Origin of the sequence: Sphingomonas pituitosa NBRC 102491 (genome assembly GCF_001598435.1) — a bacterium.
GTDB lineage: Bacteria > Pseudomonadota > Alphaproteobacteria > Sphingomonadales > Sphingomonadaceae > Sphingomonas > Sphingomonas pituitosa.
The window spans coordinates 22,658-43,310 of the sequence record NZ_BCYY01000026.1 but is presented as its reverse complement, the minus strand read 5'-3'; the positions used below and the strand labels follow the sequence as shown (position 1 = coordinate 43,310).

The window sequence follows — 20,653 nt, the reverse complement described above, 5'->3', positions numbered from 1 at the left end:
TTTCACGGGACTGTCATAGTGGACGCGCGCTCACCCGCGCGCCGGAACAGACCGGCGGCGATCCCGCCGCCGGTCTGCCATGCCTCACTCCGCTGCTTCGGAGGTGGCGGGCGTCGCAGGCACGCCCGTCGCGGCCCCGGCGACGAGCGAATCCAGCGTACCGCCTTCAAATCCCAGTTCGCGCATCAGCCCATCGATCACCGGCGCCTGCGCGCGATAGCGCAGGGCCGCGGACACGGCCGCATTGGCAAGGTTGCGGTCGCCGCCGCCATCATTGGCGACCACCCCGGCCCCGGCCCCGCCGCCGCCCAGACCATCGACCTGGACGATCCGGATCGAATCGATCGCCTCCATCGGCTTGGCCGCCTCGCGGATCAGCTCGGGCAACACCTTGAGCAGCGCGAGCTTCGCCTGGAGCGAGACCTGGTCCGAGGATAGCAGGTTCGCCGCCTCGTTCACCGCGCGCTGGCCCGCGGCTTCAACCTCGAAGCGGACGCGGTCGGCGTCGGCGCGCAGCTTCGCCGCCTCCGCCTCGCCTTCGGCCGCGAGCCGGGCCGCCTCGGCGCGGTCGGCGGCTGCCGCCTTCTCGGCCTCGGCCTGCGTCTTGATGGCGATGGCCGCCCGCTCCGCCTCCCGCGCGGCGTCGATCAGTTCGATCCGCTTCTGGCGCTCGGCTACCTCCGCATCGCGAGCGGTGCGCACCGATTCCTCCGCGACCACCGCCTCCGCACGTGCCTTGTCGGCGATCGCCTTGGCCTGGCTTTCCTCGCGGCTCTTGTTCTGCACCGCGATCTGCTGTTCCTGCCGGGCAAGCTCCAGCGCCTGCGCTTGGGCGATCTTGGCTTGCTGGATCGCGCGGTCCGCCTCGATCTGCTGCGCATCGACCAGCTTCTTCGCCTCGATCCGCGCCTGATCGGCCTCCTGCTGGCGCACCGATTGTTCGCGCGCCACTTCGGCGGCTTGCGCGGCGCGGCGCATCTCCACCTCCCGCTCCTGCTCCAGCCGGGCGAATTCGGTATCGCGCCCGATCAGGAACGACTGGCGCTGCGCCTCGAGATTCTTGGTCTCGATCTGCACCCGCGTATCCTGCTCGATGTCGTTGCGCGCTTTCTTGCGCAGCTCGATCTGCTCGGTCAGCTTGGTCAGGCCTTCGGCGTCGAACGCGTTGTTGGCGTTGAAATGCTCGATCGACGTCTGGTCCAGCCCGGTGAGCGAAACGCTTTCCAGCTCCAGCCCGTTCATCGCCAGATCGGCGGAGCTGACCTGCTGCACCTTCTGCACGAAGTCGCTGCGCTGCTCGTGCAGCTGCGCCATCGTCATGCCCGCGGCGACCGAACGCAGCGCATCGACGAACTTGCCTTCCACCAGCTCCTTCAGCGCCTCGGGATTCATCGTGCGCAGGCCCAGCGTCTGCGCCGCGGTCGCGATCGACTGGGCGTCCGGCTTCACCCGCACGTAGAACTCGGCCTTCACGTCGATCCGCAGGCGGTCCAGCGTGATCAGCGCATCGGAATTCTTGCGCTCCACGGCGAGGCGCACCGTGTTGAGATTGACCGGCATGGTCTCGTGGAACACCGGCAGCACCAGCGCGCCGCCGTTGATCACCACCTTTTCGCCGCCCGCGCCGGTGCGCACGAAGCCGACCTCCTTCGAGGCGCGCTTGTACAGCTTGGCAAAGGTGATGCCGATCACCAGCAGCGCGACGAGCACCACGCCCGCATAGAGGAGATAGGGCAGCACGGCGGTGCCGCCCTGGGGAACGATGGCTTGCATGGGTTTCACCCCTCCAATCGGGGCAGACGATGGTCGCCCCAGGAAATGGCGCGAAAGCCGTCGCCCTCGCGCCGGATCAGGAGGACGCGTTCGCCCTCCTCGAATTGCTGGCCGGAGCCGTCGGGCTCGACCATGACGTAATGGACCTGGCCGTGCGCATCCTGCGTCCGTGCCCGGGCCGGGGAGCCGGCCGTCGCGCGCCCGATGACGATCTGCGCGGTGGCGCCGACCAGTGTCTCCAGCGACACCGCCGTGCTGTGGTCCCGCGGCAGCACGCGCGCCACGCCACGCGCCGCCAGGGCGGAGACCGGAATCGCCAGCAGTGCCGCCACGGGCACGGCGATCCAGCCGCTCAACATGCCGCCGGCGATATCATGCGCCGATTGCTGCAGCAGCAGGCCGAGCACGCCGAACCCCGCGAGATACAGGATCAGCGAGACCAGGATCGGCACCCGGCCGATGCCCAGCCAGTCCAGCGCGTCGAAGGATATGTCGGCGTCGATGTCGGGCGCCAGCTCGGCCCAATCTCCCCCGATCCCCAGCACCTGCACGACACCGATCAGCAGCATCAGCACGATCGCCGAGACGAACGCCACGCTGCCCGGCGCAGTAATGACTTCGAGCACTTCCCCCTCCCGAACCAGTCGTGAAGCTAGCCCCCTCGCGCGGCGGAATGAAGCGAAATCGGATGCCCGGTGGGGCGGTGCGTCTACAAAGGAGGTGGAGGAAGGATCGTCATGCCGCTCAAGCAGTTGCGCACCATCACGTGCGACATCCTGCAAACGGCCGAGCAGATCCTGCGCGCCGCCGAACCGCCGATCGACCGGCAGCAGCTGGCCGAGCTGCGCAAGAAGGTTGCGCTGGCCCATACCGTCTTCTTCGCCGAGCAGATCGCCTACCCCGCATTTGCCCGACTCATTTCATCGGCAAAACGATCGCCTTGCTGAAACGCCGCTAGAATGGCCTCAGGAAGGACCCTGATGCCATTCACCACGCTGTTCGCCACGACCCAAGACCTTACCGACGCTGCCAAGGCGCTGTACCAGCTCGACACCCGACCGACCGCCGCTGCGCTGGAAAGCGCGCGCACCCGCCTTCTGGACGCCATGCGGCGCCACTGCCTCGCCAAGGATCGCGTGCTGATCGAGATGCTGCGCGAAAGCGAGGATTGCGCGCATCAGGCGATGGCGCGCCGCACGACCGAACAGGATCTGGAATGGCGCCAGCGCATGCTCGACCACTTCGTCGCCTGGCCGCTGCGCAAGATCCACGCCGACCCGCACGGACACCGCGCCGCGGCGCACCGCCTGCTGCGTCTGTGCGAACGCCGCGCCGCGCACCAGGAGCAGCTGTTGCTGCCGATGGCCGAGGAAGCGCTGCAGCAGCGCCCCCTCGCCGCCTGATCAGGCGGGCTGGTCGCCGATCGTCAGCACGATCTTGCCGACATGCTCGCCCGCTTCCATTCGCCGGTGCGCCTCCGGCGCTTCGGCCAGCGGGTAGGTGCGATCGAGGACCGGCTTGAGCTTGCCCTCCGCGACCAGCGGCCACACGTTCCGGCGCAATTCGTCCGCGAGCAGCGACTTGAACTCGACCGAGCGCGGCCGCAGCGTCGATCCGGTCAGCGTCAGCCGGCGGCGCATCACGTCCCAGACGGGAATCGTCGCGGTCGCACCGCCCTGCACCGCGATCGAGACGTGGCGGCCGTCCTCGGCGAGGCACTGGAGGTTGCGCGCGACATAGTCGCCGCCGACCATGTCGATGACGATCTCCACGCCCCTGCCGCCGGTGAACGCCTTCACTTCCTCGACAAAATCCTGCGTCTTGTAGTTGATCGCCAGATCCGCGCCGAGCGCGCGTGCCGCCGCGCATTTCGCATCCGATCCGGCGGTGACTAGGATCGTCAGCCCGAACAGCTTCGCAAGCGCGATCGCCATGGTGCCGATGCCGCTGGTGCCGCCATGAACGAGCACGGTCTCGCCCGGCTGCGCCCAGCCGCGGTCGAACAGGTTCGACCAGACGGTGAATAGCGTCTCGGGCATCGCCGCCGCCTCTACCAGGCTCAGGCCTTCCGGCACGTCGAGGCACTGCCCGGCCGGCGCCACCGCATATTCCGCATAGGCGCCGCCCGCGATCAGCGCACACACCTGCTTGCCGAGCAGCGACTCGTCGGCCCCCTCGCCCAACGCCACCACGGTGCCGGCGATTTCCATGCCCAGGATCGAGGGCGCGCCCGGCGGCGGCGGGTATTTCCCCTGCCGCTGCAGCACTTCCGGCCGGTTCACGCCGGCAGCCGCGACTCGCACCAGCACCTCGCCCGGACCGGGCTGGGGAACGGGGCGCTCGACGGGAACAAGGACTTCTGGGCCGCCCGGCGCATCGGGGTCGATGGCCAGCATCATTTCGGCTGCGATCATTCGGTTCGTCGCTTTTTGGCCTAAGGGGAACTTCGGGGCCTTATTGACATCGCCCCCCTCAGGGTCAACGTTTCCTCGCATGGACGCCGACGAAAATCTTCCGCGTCGATCCGACGATCTCGCGGTGCAGCTGGCAAAGCAGGACCTCGACCCCTTTTCGGTGGCCGAACTGGAAACGCGAATCCAGCTGCTCGAAACCGAGATCGCCAGATGCCGCGAAAAGATTCAACGCGCCGTTCATCATCGTGCAAGCGCTGACGCTCTATTTAAGAGATGAGCGTCAAGGCACCGGAATTCGGGCGATATGCCACGATCCTCCGGTGCGGGGCCGCAGCGCTTGATGCGGGGCCTGCCACTCCCGACATAGGGGAAGACGGGCTCAGCACCCTTTCGGCCCGACTGGAGTTGTATCCGAATGCCTAGTTTCGCCTCCGCTCTCGAAGCCACCCTCCACAAGGCGCTCGAGGCTGCGTCCTCGCGCCGGCACGAATATGCAACGCTCGAGCATCTGCTGCTCGCGCTGATCGACGACGAACATGCGTCGAAGGTAATGGGCGCGTGCGGCGTGGAACTGGGCGAACTGAAAACCACCGTGGCGCACTATCTCGATACCGAGCTGGAAGCGCTGAAGGTGGACAACGCCACCGATCCCTCCCCCACCAGCGGGTTCCAGCGCGTCGTCCAGCGCGCGATCCTGCACGTGCAGTCCTCGGGCCGCGACGAAGTGACCGGCGGCAACGTCCTGGTCGCACTGTTCAGCGAGCGCGAGAGCTACGCCGTCTACTTCCTGCAGCAGCAGGACATGAGCCGCCTCGATGCCGTCAGCTTCATCAGCCACGGCGTCGGCAAGGGCGGTACGACCCCCACCGAGGCGAGCACCCCCAAGGGCGCCGAGGAAGACAAGTCGAACAAGCAGGAGGCGAAGACGGGCAAGGGTGAGAGCGCGCTCAAGCAATTCACCGTCGACCTCAACGAAAAGGCGAAGATCGGCAAGGTCGATCCGCTGATCGGCCGTTCGGCCGAGGTCGATCGCACCGTCCAGATCCTGTGCCGGCGCAGCAAGAACAACCCGCTCTACGTGGGCGATCCCGGCGTGGGCAAGACCGCCATCGCGGAAGGTCTCGCCCGCAAGATCGTCGAGGGCGAAGTGCCCGACGTGCTGAAGGAAGCGGTGATCTACTCGCTCGACATGGGCGCGCTGCTCGCCGGCACCCGCTATCGCGGCGATTTCGAGGAGCGGCTGAAGCAGGTCGTCTCGGAGCTCGAGAAGCTGCCGCACGCGGTGCTGTTCATCGACGAGATCCACACCGTGATCGGCGCAGGCGCGACCAGCGGCGGCGCGATGGATGCGTCGAACTTGCTCAAGCCGGCGCTGTCGGGCGGCTCGATCCGCTGCATCGGCTCGACCACCTACAAGGAATTCCGCAACCACTTCGAGAAGGACCGCGCGCTGCTCCGCCGCTTCCAGAAGATCGACGTCAACGAGCCGTCGGTCGAGGATACGGTGAAGATCCTCGCGGGCCTGCGCTCGGCGTTCGAGCAGCACCATTCGGTGAAGTATACGCCGGACGCGATCAAGTCGGCGGTCGAGCTGTCGGCGCGCTACATCAACGACCGCAAGCTGCCGGACAAGGCGATCGACGTGATCGACGAAGTCGGCGCGATGCAGATGCTGGTGGCGCCGTCCAAGCGCAAGAAGGTCATCACGCCGAAGGAGATCGAGCAGGTCATCGCGACCATGGCGCGGATCCCGGCCAAGACCGTCTCGTCGGACGACACCCGCGTGCTCGCCAATATCGAGCAGGACCTGAAGCGCGTCGTGTTCGGCCAGGACAAGGCGATCGAAGTGCTCTCGTCGGCGATCAAGCTCAGCCGCGCGGGCCTGCGCGATCCGGACAAGCCGATCGGCAACTATCTGTTCTCGGGCCCCACGGGCGTCGGCAAGACCGAGGTGGCGAAGCAGCTTGCGACGCTGCTCGGCATCCCGCTCCAGCGCTTCGACATGTCCGAATATATGGAACGCCACTCGGTCAGCCGGCTGATCGGTGCCCCTCCGGGCTATGTCGGCTATGACCAGGGCGGCCTGCTGACCGACGCGGTCGATCAGAACCCGCATTCGGTGCTGCTGCTCGACGAGATCGAGAAGGCGCATCCGGACCTGTTCAACATCCTTCTGCAGGTGATGGACAACGGCAAGCTGACCGATCACCACGGCAAGACCGTCGACTTCCGCAACACCATCCTCATCATGACCACCAATGCCGGTGCGTCGGACATGGCGAAGGAAAGCGTGGGCTTCGGCGAGCTGAGCCGCGAGGACGTGCAGGAGGAAGCGGTGAAGAACCTCTTCACCCCCGAATTCCGCAACCGCCTCGATGCGATCGTGCCGTTCGGCTATCTGCCGCCGGAAGTCGTCGCCCGCGTGGTCGACAAGTTCGTGCTCCAGCTCGAACTGCAGCTCACCGATCGCGGCGTGCACATCCAGCTCGACGACGAGGCCAAGGCCTGGCTCACCAAGCGCGGCTATGACAAGCTGTACGGCGCCCGCCCGATGGGCCGCCTGATGCAGGAGAAGATCAAGCAGCCGCTCGCCGAGGAGCTGTTGTTCGGCAAGCTCGTCCATGGCGGCGAAGTGAACGTGAAGCTGAAGGACAATGCGCTGGCGTTCGAGATCACGCCGGCCGCACCGAAGAAGCCCAAGAAGGGCAAGAAGGCCGAGCCCGCCGGGGCCTGAGCCTTCCCCCACTCCGGGAAACACCATCGGCCCGGGGGAGCGATCCCCCGGGCCGATCGCGTTGTTGGTGCGCGGAACGACAGGCGCTATGATCCCCGCCGGGCGCGTGTCGGACGTGCAAACGGGGAAGTTCATGACCGCTATCGCGCTGATCGCCACGCTGCTCGCCGCATCGGATCCGTCCGCGGCCGATCCGTTGACGGCGGACATCAGCGCGCTCGATACGAAGGTGTTCGACGCCTATAATCGCTGCGACCTGCCGGCCTTTTCCGGCTATTTCGATCCCAAGGTCGCCTTCTACCACGACAATGGCGGCGTGACCTTCGACCGGGACGTGATGATCGACGGCGTCCGCAAATACATCTGCGGCAAGGTGCGCCGCGAGCGGATTTCGGCGTCGTTCCGCGTCTATCCGATCAAGGATTATGGCGCGATCGAGGAAGGCGAGCACCGCTTCTGCGAACTGGCGACGGGCCGCTGCGAAGGCATCGCCAAGTTCGTGATGGTGTGGGCCAAGCAGGCTGGGCAGTGGCGGATCACCACCGTGCTCAGCTATGGCCACCGCGCAGCGACGCCGGCGGAGCAGCGAGACGCAGGCGGCAAGACGGAATAGCGGTTGCGGCGAAGGGCCGCACGCGTACACTTCGTCCGTGAGCCATGCCATCGACGAAGCGCTGGTCCTGATCGACCTTCAGCGCGCCATGTCCGATCCTGCCCTTCCGCCACGGAACAACGCATCGGCGGAAGCGAACGCCGCGAAGCTGCTCGCCGCGTGGCGGCGCGGCGGCGGACCGATCGTCCATGTACGCCACCTGTCGCTCGATCCGGCCTCCGGTTTCCGGCCGGGGCAGCCGGGCGCCGAATTTCAACCGGCCTTCCTGCCGATGGGCAGGGAGCATGTGGTCGACAAGCACGTCACCGATGCCTTTGCCGGCTCCGGCCTGGAGCGCTATCTCCACCTCCGCTCGATCACCGGCCTCGTCTTCGCCGGGGTCGCGACCAACTATTCGGTGGAGGCTACGGTGCGTTCGGCCGCGTGCCTCGGCTTCGCCGCGACCGTCGTTTCAGATGCCTGCTTCACCTTCGCCCGGCACGATCTGGGCGGTGCGCTGCGATCCGCGGAGGACATCCACCTTGCCTCGCTGAGCAACCTCAACGGCGAATATGCCGCCATCCGGACGACGGAGGCGGTAGTTTCCAGCATCGCGCGGGCAATGCCCGCCTGAGCGGCGCAGCACCTGGCTGCGCCCGATCAGCGCTGCTGCCGACCGATCCGCTTTGCGATCACGACCGGCTGATCGCAATGCGCATAGCGCACCACCGGCCGATAGGCATTCGCCAGCGGCTCCTCGTTGAGCGAGCGAAGCGTCGGCACAGCCGCCTCGCCTTCCCGCACCAGCTGTTCGCGGGGGTTCTCGCAGCGGGCCCGCGGGGGCGGCGTCACAAGGGTGGAGTCGGGCAGGACGGACGCCTTGGGCGCCTCGTCACCGGCAACCGAAAGCAGGAACAGCACCATCAACATAGCCGGCCTCCCTCTCGCGCCTTCTCGAATGCGCGTACGGCAAGCATAGCAACCGCGGCCGCCCCTGCCTATCGCCCGCGTTCGGCGAGCTTGCGCTCCCAGGCGAGCGCGTCGCGCACGATGCCGTTCAGATCGGCATGCTGGGGCCGCCATGGCAGCGCCGCGAGGATCGCGCTGTTGTCGGCCACCAGCGCGTCGGGATCGCCGGCGCGGCGGCCTTCCAGCTTGCGCTCGATATGCAGGTTGGTCACCCGGTCCACCGCGTCGAGTACCTCCAGCACCGAGAAGCCGCGGCCATAGCCGCAGTTCATCGTGTGGCTTTCCTCCGGCCGCGCGATCAGCAGGTCGAGCGCGTCGACATGCGCCGCAGCGAGATCGCTGACATGGATGTAATCGCGCACCCCCGTCCCGTCCGGCGTCGCGAAGTCGGTGCCGAATACCGAGACATGGTCGCGCCTGCCTGTCGCCGCTTCCACCGCGACCTTGATGAGGTGCGTCGCACCCGCGGTCGACTGGCCGCTGCGTCCCCGCGGATCGGCGCCCGCGACGTTGAAGTACCGCAGCGCGCAATAGTTGAGCGGATGCGCGGCGGCGACGTCCTTCAGCATGATCTCGGTCATCAGCTTGGACATGCCGTACGGGTTGATCGGCTGCTTGGGCGCATCCTCGCGGATCGGCACCTGTTCGGGAATGCCATAGGTCGCCGCGGTCGAGGAGAAGATGAAGTGGCGGACGCCCTCCGCCACCACGCTCTCGATCAGCGCGCGGCTCGCGACCGTGTTGTTGCGGTAGTATTTGAGCGGGTCGGTCACCGACTCCGGCACCACCACCGATCCGGCGAAGTGCATCACGGCGGTCACACCATGGTCGCGGATCGCGCCGCGTACCGCTTCGGCATCGTCGATATCGGCCACCACCAGCTTCGCCCGCGGGTCCACCGCCCAGTCGAACCCGGTGACCAGATTGTCGACCACCACCACGCGCCAGCCGGCATCGAGCAGCGCCAACACCGCATGGCTGCCGATATAGCCTGCCCCACCCGTCACCAGCACCGCACCATCGCGCATCACGCCATCCTCTTTGTTCTGCCTGCGCTCCACCCTATCTTGGGCGTTCAAGCAAGGAGTTCCTCGACATGACAATCGAAACGGCGACGCTCGCCGGTGGTTGCTTCTGGTGCACGGAAGCGGTGTTCAACGACGTGATCGGCGTGCAGGGCGTGGAGAGCGGCTATATCGGCGGCACCAAGGAAAACCCGACCTACAAGGAAGTCTGCAGCGGCGACACCGGCCATGCCGAGGCGATCCGGGTGAGCTTCGACACCGACGTGGTCAGCTATGGCGAGATCCTCGACATCTTCCTCGCCACGCACGACCCCACCCAGCTCAACCGCCAGGGCAACGACATCGGCACCCAGTATCGCTCGGCGATCTTCCCGCATTCGGCGGAGCAGGAGCGCGAAGCGCTGGACGCGATCGAGCGGGCCCGCCCCGACTGGCCGCAGCCGATCGTCACGTCGATCGAGCCGCTGGGCACGTGGTGGCCCGCCGAGGACTATCACCAGGAATATTGGCAGGGCGACGGCCAGCGGAACCCCTATTGCCTGGCAGTGATCCCGCCCAAGCTCCGCAAGCTGCGCAAGAGCTTCGCCAACCGTACGAAAGAGGGCGCAGCCGCTTAAGGCCGCGCCCTCCCACGGGGGTGTTCGAGACCGCGGACGGCTTGCGAGGCTGGCCGCGGATACGAAGGCGCGCGACGCTGCGGGGGCAGCTCGGCGCCACTCGGGTTCCGCACTCGTCTGATGGTACGATCGAAAGGCACAGTGCCCGAAACTCGAGCTCCCGCGCCGGTAACGTCCGCCCAGCAGTTGCCGCACTGCCCGTCTTTGTTTCGCAAGCTTTACGGCTTTTCGGAACCTAGGAGCTGATCGGCAGCTGTAAAGGCAAGATTGTATACGCGATACCCGATTTGGGACACTATAATAGAATCATCCACTTTGGAGCAACACTGCACAAGACAAACGTTTGAGCCATTTGTCTGGCCAATCGCTTTCGTTCGATGGAACACGGAGCCTATTGCCGCAACGACATGCGTGTCCTCTGCGGCGCCGCTGCCGCATAAACGACGATATTGCGTCGCTGCGGACTGCGCTTGGACGGGATTATCCCCGCGGAAAGGCCGCGCGCGCAAGTCGATCCTGAATTGCAATGCCCAGGCCGTGCAAGGGCACCGGCGCCACCGCGATACGGGGCGGACCGGCGGCGTCCGCCCGGTGCAGGGCGTCGAACAGGCGGGCCGCGGCCTCCTGCAGATCGCCCGTTGCGGAGAGCGTGTCGTCGCCTTCGATCGCGCCAAAGCCGATCATCCATTCACCGGCGGCCGCTTCCGTGGCTTGCAGGCGCACCGGCTTGGAGGGCGCATAATGGCTGGCGAGCTGCCCCGGCGCGGTGATCGCGCCCGGCGTGGCGCCGCTGCCATAGCCGGGCAGTTGCTCGGCGGTGATCGGCCCGGGCCGCAGGATGCGCCGCACGGCCGGTTCGACGATGGTGGATTCGATGCCCGCCGTCGTCGCACCGTCGTCGAGCACCAGCGGAATCCGCCCGGCGAGGCTCGCCGCGACATGCGCGGCCCGGGTAGGGCTGATGCCGCCGCTGGCATTGGCGGAGGGGGCGGCCAGCGGCCGTCCACTGGTGCGGATCAGCCCCTGCATCGCGCGGTGGTCCGGCATGCGCAGCGCCACGGTCGGCAGGCCGGCGGTGACCAGGCTGGCGACCGGCGAGCCTTCGGCCAGCGGCAGCACCATGGTGAGCGGCCCCGGCCAGAACCGCGCCGCCAGCGCGCGCGCCTCGTCGTCGAACCGTGCGATTGTCTCCGCCATGGCCATGTCGGCGACATGCACGATCAGCGGGTTGAACGAAGGGCGCCCCTTGGCCGCGTAAATCCCCGCCACGGCGGCCGAATCGGTCGCGTCGGCGGCGAGCCCGTAGACGGTTTCGGTAGGCACCGCGACGCATTGGCCGGCGCGAATCAGCGCCGCCGCTTCGCCGAGCGCGGCCTCGCCGTAGGGTAAGATGCGCGGATTTGCTGGGGTCACCCGCAAGGCGCTATATTGCTGCCAACAAGATCACAAGAGAGAGGCCTGATGTTCACCCCCGCCACCGCCGAGCAGCGTTTCGTGCTCGATCATATCGTCCGCCTGTCCGAGATCAGCGAAGAGGCCACGCCCGACCTGCTCGATGCCGTGCTCGACGGCGCCGGCCAGTTCGCCGCGGGCGAATGGGCGCCGCTGGAACGGCTGGGCGATACCGAAGGCGCCCGCTGGACCGAGGAGGGCGTGACGATGCCCGCAGGCTTCGCCGCCGCGTACCGCGCCTATGTCGACGGCGGCTGGGGCACGATCGGCTCCCCCGCGGACCATGGCGGCCAGGGGCTGCCGGTCAGCCTGTCGGTCGCGGTGCTCGAGACGCTGGGCACCGCCAACATGGGCTTCTGCCTGTGCCCGGTGCTGACCGTGGGCGCGGTCGAGGCGCTGCACCATCACGGCTCGCCCGAACAGCAGGCGCTGTATCTGCCGAAGCTTGCCACCGGCGAATGGACCGGCACGATGAACCTCACCGAGCCGCAGGCCGGCTCCGACGTCGGCGCGGTGAAGGCCAAGGCCGAACCCGCCGGCGACGGCAAATGGAAGATCAAGGGCACCAAGATCTACATTTCGTTCGGCGATCATGACATGGCCGACAACATCGTCCACCTCGTCCTTGCCCGCACGCCGGGCGCGCCGGCGGGGACCAAGGGCCTGTCGCTATTCCTGGTGCCGAAATACCGGCTGAACGACGACGGCACGCCGGGCGCGTTCAACGACGTGAAGGTGGTCTCGATCGAGCACAAGATGGGCCTCCACGCCTCCCCCACCTGCGTGCTGAGCTTCGGCGACACCGATGACTGCATCGGCGAGCTGATCGGCCCCGAACTGGGCGGCATCCGCGCGATGTTCACGATGATGAACAATGCCCGCCTCAACGTGGGCCTGCAGGGCGTGCAGGTCGCCGAGCGCGCCACCCAGCGCGCCGTCGCCTATGCGCGGGACAGGGTGCAGGGCGTGCGCGGGGGGGCGCCGACGGCGATCATCGAGCATCCGGACGTGCGCCGCATGCTGCTGCGGATGAAGGCGCAGACCCAGGCCGCCCGCGCGCTGGTCTATTACGCCTTCGGCCAGCTCGATCGCGGCCGCGCCGGCGATGCCGAGGCGGACAAGCGCGTCGAGCTGCTCACCCCGCTCGCCAAGGCGCATGCGACCGATATCGGCAACGAAGTCGCCAGCCTCGGCCTGCAGGTGCATGGCGGCATGGGCTATATCGAGGAGACGGGTGCCGCCCAGCATTTCCGCGACGCGCGCATCACCCCGATCTACGAAGGCACCAACGGCATCCAGGCCGCCGATCTGGTCGGCCGCAAGCTGAGCATGGACAATGGCGCGACCTTGCTCGGCCTCCTGGCGGACATGCGCGCCGAGGCAGAGGATGCGGGGCTTCGCCAGCTGATCGACGCCTGCGAGGACGTGGGCCGCAACCTGCTGGGCTCGGACATGGACGACCGGCTGGCGGCGAGCTACCCGTTCCTCACGATGCTGTCGGTCGCGGTGTGCGGCTGGCTGATGGAGAAGAGCGGGCGGCTGGCGGCACAGGGCGACGGCGAGCCGGGCTTCCTGAAGATGAAGGAGGCAGCAGCGCGCTTCTACGTGGAGCAGATCGTACCCGAAGCGCTCGGCCTGCGCGCCGCGGCGATGGCGAAGGCGGCCGTGCTGTACGCGGTGGAAGCCGAGGCGTTCGCGGCATGACCGCGATGGGTGACCGGCCGCTCCGATGCGAGCGGCCGGTCATCCATCGCACGCAACCTCAGAATTTCCGCCGCTGGTGGCCGATCGTGTCGCACGATCCGCGGAAGCCATAGTCGGACAGCCCCTGCACGGTAACCCGCCCCGAACGCCGGTCGATCGTCACCTTGGGCTTGTTGAAGCCATTCAGCCGATAGGTCGCGCGGATGGTGTCCGGGCTCACGAACAGGTCATAGAGATCCCACCACCCATCCTGCCCGCCCGAATGGATCGGCGGAACAAGCGAGCGCGGCAGCCGGATGCGCCCGCCGCCGTTCCACGTCTGGATCATCAGCGATGCATCGAACACCTCGGTCTTGGAGGTGGTGTAGGTCCCATATTCGTAGCGCTTGCGGTCCCTGTTCCACGTCCAGGTGGAGCCGCTGGCGATACCGTCCTTGGAGCCGTCGCCGAAGCAGACCAGCCCCAGTTCCACATTGCGGCCATCGACCGTCGGGCCGTCATCATACCCCGGCCGGTCCTGGCCCCCGCCATATGGCGGCCGCCCATAGCCGGGATCGACCGGATAGCCCGAACCCGGGCGACCCGGCGGACGCTGCGCATAGCTGGGATTTGGGCGCAGATTGCCGGGCTTGCGGCAATCCGGCGGCAAGGTCGGCTGGATCGAGTCATAGCGGCCGTTCATCGTTGCGATGGTCACGCACTGGCGCCGATCGTCGTTCCACCAATAGGTGTAGGAACGATCATCCCCCTTTTCGCCGCGGATGTTCACATAGCCGCGCCGCTGCAACTCCATCTCCGCCTGACCGGCGCGCGCACCGACCAGGTCGTCCAGTCCCGTCGTCTGCGCTCGGGCGTCGATCGAAAGGACGGATACGAAGATCATTGCAGCCGAAAGTGCTGTTGCCCGGATACGCATCATGACAGCCTCCCTGTTAGGCCGATTTTCATCAGCTCCAGGATCCTACTCGGCGCGCAAGTGGCTGTCCACGCACGCGGGCTGCCATTGCGCAACTGGCAACGATCGCACATGCTGCCGCCATGGACTTCATGCGGTGGCTCAATTCGCTCGATGAACTGCTCTACGAGGTGATGAGCTGGCTGCTATTCTTCCCGCTCACCCTGGTCCGCTCGATCTTTCGCCCCATCGGCACCATGGCGGAGATTCGCCAGGAGGCCGCGCTCCCGGACGACCAGCGATACAAGGCGGTGCTCAGCCCGCCGCTGTTCCTCGCGCTGGCCCTGCTGCTCGCACATGCGGTTGCCACCGCGCTGGGCCAGGTCGACGCGATCATCCTCAACCATCACGGGCTCGCCAACCTCGTCAACGACAATACCAGCGCGCTCATCCTCCGGATGATCGTGTTCGCGGCCTTCCCGCTGTTTCTCGCCGCGCGGATCGTGCGGCACAGCGGCCAGGCGCTCGACCGGGATTCGCTGCAGCAGCCCTTCTACGAGCAGTGCTACCCCGCCGCGGTGTTCGCGCTCGGCCTGGGCGTCGGCAGCAGCCTGACCCTCGACCACCACAGCCTCGCGCATGAGGCCGGACGCTGCGTCGTGGTCGCGACCATCGGCTATTACTGGGTGGTCGAAACCCTGTGGTTCGCGCGCGTGCTCGGCATCGGCCGCCTGCGCGCAGCCGGCAGCGTGCTGCTCGGCCTTCTAGAGGGAACCGCCTTCCTGATCGTCGTCGGTATCCTCTTCACGCGCTGAGCGCGCACGCGGCGGGCCTCACAGGCTGCCGAGATCGATCTCGGCATTCCGATCGAGCCACGTCCCCGCCTCCGGCAACGGATACTTGAGCCCGGTCGCGCAGTTGAACAGCACCGTCCGCTCCTCGGGATCGACCAGCCCGTCGCGGATCGCCTGCCGGTACGCCGCCAGCGTCGCGCCGCCCTCCGGACACAGCAGCAGCCCGTCCTTGCGGGCACAATCGTCCACCGCCTGCAGGATCGCCGGATCGCCCACCGCCAGCGCCCCCCCGCCGGACTCGCGCACCGCGCGCAGGATCAGGAAATCGCCCACCGCGCGCGGCACGCGGATGCCCGCCGCCACCGTCGCCGCATTCTCCCAGCGCTCGGCATGTTCCTCGCCTGCCTCGAACGCGCGGACGATCGGCGCGCAGCCCGAGGCCTGCACCGCGTACATGCGCGGCCGCTTGGGTCCGATCCAGCCGAGCCGCTCGAGCTCGTCGAACGCCTTCCACATGCCGATCAGCCCGGTGCCGCCGCCGGTGGGGTAGAAGATCGTATCGGGCAGTTCCCAGCCGAACTGCGCGGCGAGTTCCAGCCCCATCGTCTTCTTGCCCTCGATCCGGTAGGGCTCCTTGAGCGTCGAGAAGTCGAACCAGCGCCCCTCGGCAGCACCGCGCCCGACGATCGCGCCGCATTCGTCGATCTGGCCGTTGACCCGGTAAACCCGCGCGCCCTGCGCGGCGATCTCGCGGACGTTCACTTCGGGCGTCTCCTCGGGGCAGAGGATCACCGTCTCGATGCCGCAGCGCGCGGCATAGGCGGCCAGCGCCGCACCGGCATTGCCGTTGGTCGGCATCGCGATGCGGGTGACGCCCAGCTCGCGTGCCATGCTCACCGCCATCACCAGCCCGCGCGCCTTGAACGAGCCGGTCGGCAGCCGGCCCTCGTCCTTGACGATCGCGCCCGGCCCGCCGGACTTCGGGATATCGATCAGCGGGGTCTCGATCTCGCCCAGCGAGACGATGTTCTCCGCCCGCCGCACCGGCAGCAGCTCGCGCCAGCGCCAGAGGTCGGTCGGCCGTGCCGCCAGCGCATCGCGGGTCAGCGCGCGTCCCACGCCGTCCAGATCGTAGCGGACCAGCAGCGGCCGCCCGACGCGCGACAGCTGGTGCAGCTGATCCGCCGCATAGGTCTCGCTCGTCATCGAGCATTCGAGATGGGTGACGAAGCTCGGCCGATCGGCCCGAAGATTGTCCTGCATGGGCGGCAGCTTAGGAACCGCCGCCGCCCCTGTCGATGGCGCTTCAGGCCATGTCGAGCACGACCCGGCCCTCGATCTCGCCCCTGCGCATCCGATCGAACACGCTGTTGACGTTCTCAAGGCGTTCGGTCGCCACCGTCGCATACACCTTGCCCTGGCCAGCAAAGTCGAGGGCCTCCTGCAAATCCAGCCGGGTGCCGACGATGGAGCCGCGCACGGTGATGCCGTTGAGCACCGTGTCGAAGATCGAAAGCGGGAAGTCCCCCGGCGGCAGACCGTTCAAGGAGACGGTGCCCCCGCGCCCCACCATGCCCAGCGCCTGCTGGAATGCCTTGGTGGAAACCGCCGTCACCAGCACGCCGCGCGCGCCGCCGACGCTCTTCTTCACGAACGCCGCCGGATCCTCGTGCAGCGCATTCACCGTCAGCGCGGCACCCAGCTTCTTCGCAAGCGCCAGCTTCTCGTCGTCGATGTCGACGGCGATGACGTTCAGCCCCATCGCCTTGGCATATTGCACCGCCATGTGCCCCAGCCCGCCGATGCCGGAAATCGCCACCCAGTCGCCTGGCTTGGTATCGGTGACCTTCAGCCCCTTGTAGACGGTCACCCCCGCGCACAGCACCGGCGCGATGTCCACGAAGCCGACATTGTCCGGCAGGATGCCCACGTAATTGGGGTCCGCCAGCACATAGTCGGCAAAGCCGCCGTTCACCGAATATCCGGTGTTCTGCTGGCTCTCGCACAGTGTTTCCCAGCCGCCCAGGCAGTGCATGCAATGGCCGCAGGCCGTGTAGAGCCAGGGCACGCCCACCCGGTCGCCCTCCTTCACATGGGTGACGCCCGCGCCCACCGCGGCGACATGGCCGACGCCTTCATGGCCGGGGATGAACGGGGGCTTCGGCTTGACCGGCCAGTCGCCCTCGGCGGCGTGGAGATCGGTGTGGCACACGCCGCTGGCGGCGATCTTCACCAGGATCTGGCCGGGCCCCACCTGCGGCACCGCCACCTCCTCGATCACGAGCGGCTTGCCGAATTCGCGGACGACGGCGGCTTTCATGGTCTTGAGCATGGAAAATCCTCTCCGGTTCAGAACAGGCCGCGCGCGGCGGTGTCGTAGCTGACCAGCAGGTTCTTGGTCTGCTGATAGTGATCGAGCATCATCTTGTGCGTCTCGCGCCCGAAGCCCGATTCCTTGTACCCGCCGAACGCCGCATGCGCGGGATAGACATGGTAGCAATTGGTCCAGACGCGCCCCGCCTCGATCGCGCGGCCGATCTGATAGGCATGGGTGCCGTTCCGGCTCCACACGCCGCCGCCCAGGCCGTACGGCGTGTCGTTGGCGATCTCGATCGCTTCCTCCACCGTCTTGAACGTCGTGACGGAGAGAACGGGCCCGAAGATCTCCTCCTGGAAGATCCGCATCTTGTTGTGGCCGACGAACACCGTCGGCTCGACGAAATAGCCCTGGTCGAGCGCGCCGCCGGGCAGTGCGCGCCTGCCGCCGGTCACGCACTCGGCCAGTTCGCTACGGCCGATGTCGATATAGCCCAGGATCTTGTGGAGCTGGTCCTCGGACGCCTGTGGCCCCATCTGCGTCGTGGGGTCGAGCGGATCGCCGACGCGGATCGCGCCGACGCGCTTCACCGCCCGCTCCATGAACTTCTCGAAGATCGATTCCTGCACCAGCGCCCGGCTGGGGCAGGTGCACACCTCGCCCTTGTTGAAGGCGAACAGCGCGAAGCCTTCCAGCGCCTTGTCGAGGAAGGCATCGTCCTCCTGCATCACGTCCGCCAGGAAGATGTTGGCGGACTTTCCGCCCAGTTCCATCGTCTGCGGGATCAGATGCTCGGCGGCGTACTGCATGATCTGGCGGCCGGTGGTGGTCTCGCCGGTGAAGCTCACCTTGCCGACGCGCGGATTGGCGGCGATTGCCCGGCCCACCGTGGCCCCGGGCCCGGTGACGATGTTGACCACGCCCGGCGGCAGGATATCCGCCGTCAGCTCGGCGAAGAGCAGCAGGCTGAGCGGCGTCTGCGAGGCGGGCTTGATCACGGTGCAATTGCCCGCCGCCAGCGCCGGCGCGATCTTCCAGGCGGCCATCAGCAGCGGGAAGTTCCACGGGATGATCTGGCCGACCACGCCGATCGGTTCCTTGAAGTGATAGGCGATGGTCTTCTCGTCGATCGTCGAGATCGTGCCCTCGGACGCGCGGACGCAGCCGGCGAAATAGCGGAAATGGTCGATCGCCAGCGGCACGTCGGCGCCGCGCGTTTCCCGGATCGGCTTGCCGTTGTCCATCGTCTCGGCGAGCGCGAGCAGCTCCAGATTCGCCTCGAGCCGATCGGCAACGCGGTTGAGGATCAGCGCCCGCTCCTGCGGCGATACCGCGGCCCAGCGCCGGCGCGCGGCATGCGCGGCATCGAGCGCCGCCTCGACGTCCGCCGGGGTGGACTGGGCGATCTCCGCCAGCGGCCTGGTGTTAATCGGGCTGTGGTCGGTGAACCAGCGGCCCTCGACGGGATCGACCCAGCGGCCGCCGATGAAATTGCCGTAGCGGGCGGGCTGGTGCCCTTCCGTCCGCACGGTCTGGATCGCCTGTTCGAACATCGCTTCCTCCCTCCGATACCCTGTCGGCGGGAGGGATGCGCCCGGCGGCGCGAAAGCCCTATTCGGAGAGGTGCTTAGGGGAGGTTCCGGATGGCGCCGCGCCCGCTTCTTCGCCGGCCGCCTCGCCCTGCTCGCGCCGCTTCTGGATCGACTCGGTCGCCTGCGCCTTGGCGGGATCGAACAGATGGCCGAAGGCGAGGCCGAGCAGCAGCGCCGCCCCGCCCATGCGCCCCTTCGCATGGCGGCGCCCGAGCCGGACCAGGAACGGAATCGACCCGAGTACCAGCAGCACCACGCCGATCGTGACCAGCTGGTGCATTGCCTCAGCCGAGCCTGAAATTGACCGGCTGCGCCGCGTCCGCGCGCCCGTCGAAAGCATGTGCCGCGTGCGGGCCGTCGCGCCGCACCCAATGGCAGAACAGATGCGCCGACCAGCCATTGGGATTCGGCGTGATCCGTCCGTGCCGGCGCTCGACGCCCTGGTAGAGCACGCCGTCGCCCGGCTGCATCTCCACCGCCCCATAGGGCAGGGTACCGAAATCATCCTCGACGAGCCCGCTCGGCGGCACCGCCACCCTGGCCATCTCCAACGGCCAGGGCACGCCGTCGCTATAGTCGAGCGTCAACGACAGACTCACTTCGCACGCATAGCGGTCGCAATGCACGCGGCACACATCGCCCTCGCGGTAGATGCGGAAATAGCTGTAGCTCGGCAACAGATCGAGCCCCAGCAAGCCCGAAACCGTGGGCGTCAGTCCCCACAGCAAGCCCAGCAGCGGCGGGTAGTGAAAGCCGTACAGCTCCACCGCCTCGCGCTTAAGCAGGTTCGGCTGCCGCATCAGCTGGCCGGCCGGCACCTTCGACACGACATCCCCGTCGATCTGCCGGAGCAGCGCATTACACACCGCCGGCGGCACGATGCCGCGCACGAGCGCATAGCCGTCTGCGCCATAATCCCCTTCCAGCTGCATCAGTCGTGTTGGGGCCGAAGGCTGGTGAAGCTGCGATCCCGGCGGATCGCGGTGACATAGGCCAGCGGGTTGAACCACGAACCCTCGCCATCGAAACTGTGCGTCACGAACTCCGCGCGCCCGGCAATCGTCTCAAGCGGCACCGGGCCGCCCAGCCCCAGCTCGTCCGAGCCGAAGCGGCTGTCGGCGGACTGGTCGCGATTGTCGCCCATCAGGAACACATGGCCCGCCGGCACGGTGATCGGCCCGTACGTATCGCCCGGGCTCAGATAGCCATTGGGCAGCACCGTATCGCCAAGATCGACCACGTCGTAGCTGGCGCCGTTCGGCAGCGTCTCGCGGAAGAGCGGCAGCTGGCAATAGGGCTTGCCGTCCGGCCCCGCCTTTCGGAACGCCGCAAGCGGGCCCTCGTCGCACGGCACCGCCGCGTCGACCGGGATCATCGCATGGCCGTTCGGCACGCGCGGCACCGGCTTGCCGTTCAGCACCAGCTGGCCGTGGCGCACTTCCACCGTGTCGCCCGGCAGGCCGATCACGCGCTTGATCAGGTCCTCGCCGTCGCCGCGGCGCACGACGATCACGATGTCGCCCCGATCGGGCGTGCGGCCGAACAGCCGGGTCTTCGCGATGTCCTTGCCGTGGATCATCAGCGAGGCCTGGGAAAAGCCATAGGGGAATTTGCTCGCCACCAGCCGGTCGCCGGTGCGCAGCGCGGGCATCATCGAACCCGAAGGGATGTAATAGGGCCGTGCCACCGCGCTCTGGAACAGGAAGAAGATGCCGAGCGCGACCAACCAGCCCCCCAGCGTGCGCAGCCAGCCGGGCTTGGGATCCCCCGCCATG

22 protein-coding genes are annotated in these 20,653 nt (G+C 67.5%); 9 read left to right on the top strand and 13 right to left on the bottom strand.

All coding sequences use genetic code 11. The annotated features are described in order from the left end of the window. Positions 1–84: 84 nt before the first annotated feature. Together SPI01S_RS18235 and SPI01S_RS18230 are read right to left on the bottom strand one after the other, a co-directional pair. On the bottom strand, positions 85–1,773 hold the full coding sequence (locus SPI01S_RS18235; protein WP_066726010.1) for a flotillin family protein: 1,689 nt from the start codon (positions 1,771–1,773) through the stop codon (positions 85–87). Between the two features lie 5 nt (positions 1,774–1,778). After that, positions 1,779–2,399: a YqiJ family protein gene (locus SPI01S_RS18230; RefSeq protein WP_245653660.1), complete on the bottom strand. Its 621-nt coding sequence runs from the start codon at positions 2,397–2,399 to the stop codon at positions 1,779–1,781. A gap of 111 nt (positions 2,400–2,510) precedes the next feature. On the opposite strand from SPI01S_RS18230, the gene SPI01S_RS23120 reads away from it, so the two are divergent. After that, complete coding sequence (locus tag SPI01S_RS23120) at positions 2,511–2,720, top strand: hypothetical protein (protein ID WP_066726008.1); 210 nt, start codon at positions 2,511–2,513, stop codon at positions 2,718–2,720. Between the two features lie 33 nt (positions 2,721–2,753). Then, entirely contained in the window at positions 2,754–3,176 is a 423-nt protein-coding gene (locus SPI01S_RS18220; protein ID WP_066726005.1) for a hypothetical protein, read from the top strand. Here the strand turns inward: SPI01S_RS18220 and SPI01S_RS18215 are convergent, their stop codons facing one another. Beyond that, on the bottom strand, positions 3,177–4,187 hold the full coding sequence (locus SPI01S_RS18215) for an NAD(P)H-quinone oxidoreductase (RefSeq protein ID WP_174539129.1): 1,011 nt from the start codon (positions 4,185–4,187) through the stop codon (positions 3,177–3,179). Between the two features lie 79 nt (positions 4,188–4,266). Here SPI01S_RS18215 and SPI01S_RS21965 point away from each other — a divergent pair, with 79 nt between their 5' ends. The 4 genes from SPI01S_RS21965 (at position 4,267) to SPI01S_RS18200 (ending at position 8,147) form a co-directional block, all read left to right on the top strand. After that, entirely contained in the window at positions 4,267–4,464 is a 198-nt protein-coding gene (locus tag SPI01S_RS21965; RefSeq protein ID WP_084253569.1) for a DUF1192 domain-containing protein, read from the top strand. 138 nt (positions 4,465–4,602) lie between these two features. Beyond that, a complete protein-coding gene (clpA, locus tag SPI01S_RS18210; protein WP_066726002.1) occupies positions 4,603–6,921 on the top strand; it encodes an ATP-dependent Clp protease ATP-binding subunit ClpA in 2,319 nt (772 codons plus the stop codon). A 133-nt stretch (positions 6,922–7,054) separates the two neighbouring features. Beyond that, positions 7,055–7,534: a nuclear transport factor 2 family protein gene (locus SPI01S_RS18205; RefSeq protein ID WP_174539128.1), complete on the top strand. Its 480-nt coding sequence runs from the start codon at positions 7,055–7,057 to the stop codon at positions 7,532–7,534. A 37-nt stretch (positions 7,535–7,571) separates the two neighbouring features. After that, entirely contained in the window at positions 7,572–8,147 is a 576-nt protein-coding gene (locus SPI01S_RS18200; RefSeq protein ID WP_218017625.1) for a cysteine hydrolase family protein, read from the top strand. Positions 8,148–8,173: 26 nt separating this feature from the next. Here the strand turns inward: SPI01S_RS18200 and SPI01S_RS18195 are convergent, their stop codons facing one another. Further along, positions 8,174–8,443 carry a hypothetical protein gene (locus SPI01S_RS18195; protein ID WP_066725999.1) on the bottom strand — a complete coding sequence of 90 codons (270 nt, stop codon included), beginning with the start codon at positions 8,441–8,443 and terminating at the stop codon, positions 8,174–8,176. A gap of 68 nt (positions 8,444–8,511) precedes the next feature. Beyond that, a complete protein-coding gene (galE, locus tag SPI01S_RS18190; protein ID WP_066725996.1) occupies positions 8,512–9,510 on the bottom strand; it encodes a UDP-glucose 4-epimerase GalE in 999 nt (332 codons plus the stop codon). A 68-nt stretch (positions 9,511–9,578) separates the two neighbouring features. Here galE and msrA point away from each other — a divergent pair, with 68 nt between their 5' ends. Further along, positions 9,579–10,124 carry a peptide-methionine (S)-S-oxide reductase MsrA gene (gene msrA / locus SPI01S_RS18185; protein WP_066725993.1) on the top strand — a complete coding sequence of 182 codons (546 nt, stop codon included), beginning with the start codon at positions 9,579–9,581 and terminating at the stop codon, positions 10,122–10,124. 480 nt (positions 10,125–10,604) lie between these two features. Here the strand turns inward: msrA and SPI01S_RS18180 are convergent, their stop codons facing one another. Then, the gene (locus tag SPI01S_RS18180; protein ID WP_084253559.1) at positions 10,605–11,543 is read right to left on the bottom strand and encodes an L-threonylcarbamoyladenylate synthase; all 939 of its coding nucleotides are present in this window, start codon (positions 11,541–11,543) and stop codon (positions 10,605–10,607) included. A 42-nt stretch (positions 11,544–11,585) separates the two neighbouring features. On the opposite strand from SPI01S_RS18180, the gene SPI01S_RS18175 reads away from it, so the two are divergent. Then, complete coding sequence (locus SPI01S_RS18175) at positions 11,586–13,280, top strand: acyl-CoA dehydrogenase family protein (RefSeq protein ID WP_066725987.1); 1,695 nt, start codon at positions 11,586–11,588, stop codon at positions 13,278–13,280. A gap of 58 nt (positions 13,281–13,338) precedes the next feature. Here SPI01S_RS18175 and SPI01S_RS18170 read toward each other — a convergent pair whose 3' ends face one another. Further along, positions 13,339–14,199, bottom strand: a complete 861-nt coding sequence (locus SPI01S_RS18170; RefSeq protein WP_245653658.1) for a hypothetical protein — start codon at positions 14,197–14,199, stop codon at positions 13,339–13,341. A gap of 119 nt (positions 14,200–14,318) precedes the next feature. Between SPI01S_RS18170 and SPI01S_RS18165 the strand changes: the two genes are divergently transcribed. Beyond that, positions 14,319–14,990 carry a hypothetical protein gene (locus tag SPI01S_RS18165; protein WP_066725982.1) on the top strand — a complete coding sequence of 224 codons (672 nt, stop codon included), beginning with the start codon at positions 14,319–14,321 and terminating at the stop codon, positions 14,988–14,990. Between the two features lie 18 nt (positions 14,991–15,008). Here SPI01S_RS18165 and SPI01S_RS18160 read toward each other — a convergent pair whose 3' ends face one another. From SPI01S_RS18160 to lepB, 6 genes are read right to left on the bottom strand one after another with little or no spacing between them, the layout of a single operon-like run. Further along, complete coding sequence (locus SPI01S_RS18160; RefSeq protein ID WP_066725979.1) at positions 15,009–16,232, bottom strand: threonine synthase; 1,224 nt, start codon at positions 16,230–16,232, stop codon at positions 15,009–15,011. 43 nt (positions 16,233–16,275) lie between these two features. Continuing rightward, positions 16,276–17,301: an alcohol dehydrogenase AdhP gene (gene adhP / locus SPI01S_RS18155; RefSeq protein ID WP_066725976.1), complete on the bottom strand. Its 1,026-nt coding sequence runs from the start codon at positions 17,299–17,301 to the stop codon at positions 16,276–16,278. A 17-nt stretch (positions 17,302–17,318) separates the two neighbouring features. Next, the gene (locus tag SPI01S_RS18150) at positions 17,319–18,839 is read right to left on the bottom strand and encodes an aldehyde dehydrogenase family protein (RefSeq protein WP_066725973.1); all 1,521 of its coding nucleotides are present in this window, start codon (positions 18,837–18,839) and stop codon (positions 17,319–17,321) included. 58 nt (positions 18,840–18,897) lie between these two features. Then, the gene (locus SPI01S_RS18145) at positions 18,898–19,158 is read right to left on the bottom strand and encodes a hypothetical protein (protein ID WP_066725970.1); all 261 of its coding nucleotides are present in this window, start codon (positions 19,156–19,158) and stop codon (positions 18,898–18,900) included. Positions 19,159–19,162: 4 nt separating this feature from the next. Further along, the gene (locus tag SPI01S_RS18140; protein ID WP_066725967.1) at positions 19,163–19,810 is read right to left on the bottom strand and encodes a hypothetical protein; all 648 of its coding nucleotides are present in this window, start codon (positions 19,808–19,810) and stop codon (positions 19,163–19,165) included. After that, positions 19,810–20,652, bottom strand: a complete 843-nt coding sequence (gene lepB, locus SPI01S_RS18135; protein WP_066725964.1) for a signal peptidase I — start codon at positions 20,650–20,652, stop codon at positions 19,810–19,812. Before lepB ends, SPI01S_RS18140 begins: the two co-directional genes overlap by 1 nt. Position 20,653: the final 1 nt, after the last annotated feature.

Excerpts from the sequence above, each read along its gene's own strand:
- SPI01S_RS18205 (WP_174539128.1), top strand. The coding sequence starts at position 7,055 with ATGACCGCTATCGCGCTGATCGCCACGCTGCTCGCCGCATCGGATCCG.
- lepB (WP_066725964.1), bottom strand. The coding sequence starts at position 20,652 with ATGGCGGGGGATCCCAAGCCCGGCTGGCTGCGCACGCTGGGGGGCTGG.
- adhP (WP_066725976.1), bottom strand. The coding sequence starts at position 17,301 with ATGCTCAAGACCATGAAAGCCGCCGTCGTCCGCGAATTCGGCAAGCCG.
- SPI01S_RS18165 (WP_066725982.1), top strand. The coding sequence starts at position 14,319 with ATGGACTTCATGCGGTGGCTCAATTCGCTCGATGAACTGCTCTACGAG.
- SPI01S_RS18140 (WP_066725967.1), bottom strand. The coding sequence starts at position 19,810 with ATGCAGCTGGAAGGGGATTATGGCGCAGACGGCTATGCGCTCGTGCGC.
- SPI01S_RS18170 (WP_245653658.1), bottom strand. The coding sequence starts at position 14,199 with ATGATGCGTATCCGGGCAACAGCACTTTCGGCTGCAATGATCTTCGTA.
- SPI01S_RS18160 (WP_066725979.1), bottom strand. The coding sequence starts at position 16,232 with ATGCAGGACAATCTTCGGGCCGATCGGCCGAGCTTCGTCACCCATCTC.
- SPI01S_RS18145 (WP_066725970.1), bottom strand. The coding sequence starts at position 19,158 with ATGCACCAGCTGGTCACGATCGGCGTGGTGCTGCTGGTACTCGGGTCG.
- SPI01S_RS21965 (WP_084253569.1), top strand. The coding sequence starts at position 4,267 with ATGGACGCCGACGAAAATCTTCCGCGTCGATCCGACGATCTCGCGGTG.
- SPI01S_RS23120 (WP_066726008.1), top strand. The coding sequence starts at position 2,511 with ATGCCGCTCAAGCAGTTGCGCACCATCACGTGCGACATCCTGCAAACG.
- SPI01S_RS18220 (WP_066726005.1), top strand. The coding sequence starts at position 2,754 with ATGCCATTCACCACGCTGTTCGCCACGACCCAAGACCTTACCGACGCT.
- SPI01S_RS18175 (WP_066725987.1), top strand. The coding sequence starts at position 11,586 with ATGTTCACCCCCGCCACCGCCGAGCAGCGTTTCGTGCTCGATCATATC.
- SPI01S_RS18235 (WP_066726010.1), bottom strand. The coding sequence starts at position 1,773 with ATGCAAGCCATCGTTCCCCAGGGCGGCACCGCCGTGCTGCCCTATCTC.
- SPI01S_RS18195 (WP_066725999.1), bottom strand. The coding sequence starts at position 8,443 with ATGTTGATGGTGCTGTTCCTGCTTTCGGTTGCCGGTGACGAGGCGCCC.
- clpA (WP_066726002.1), top strand. The coding sequence starts at position 4,603 with ATGCCTAGTTTCGCCTCCGCTCTCGAAGCCACCCTCCACAAGGCGCTC.
- SPI01S_RS18215 (WP_174539129.1), bottom strand. The coding sequence starts at position 4,187 with ATGATCGCAGCCGAAATGATGCTGGCCATCGACCCCGATGCGCCGGGC.
- msrA (WP_066725993.1), top strand. The coding sequence starts at position 9,579 with ATGACAATCGAAACGGCGACGCTCGCCGGTGGTTGCTTCTGGTGCACG.
- SPI01S_RS18150 (WP_066725973.1), bottom strand. The coding sequence starts at position 18,839 with ATGTTCGAACAGGCGATCCAGACCGTGCGGACGGAAGGGCACCAGCCC.
- galE (WP_066725996.1), bottom strand. The coding sequence starts at position 9,510 with ATGCGCGATGGTGCGGTGCTGGTGACGGGTGGGGCAGGCTATATCGGC.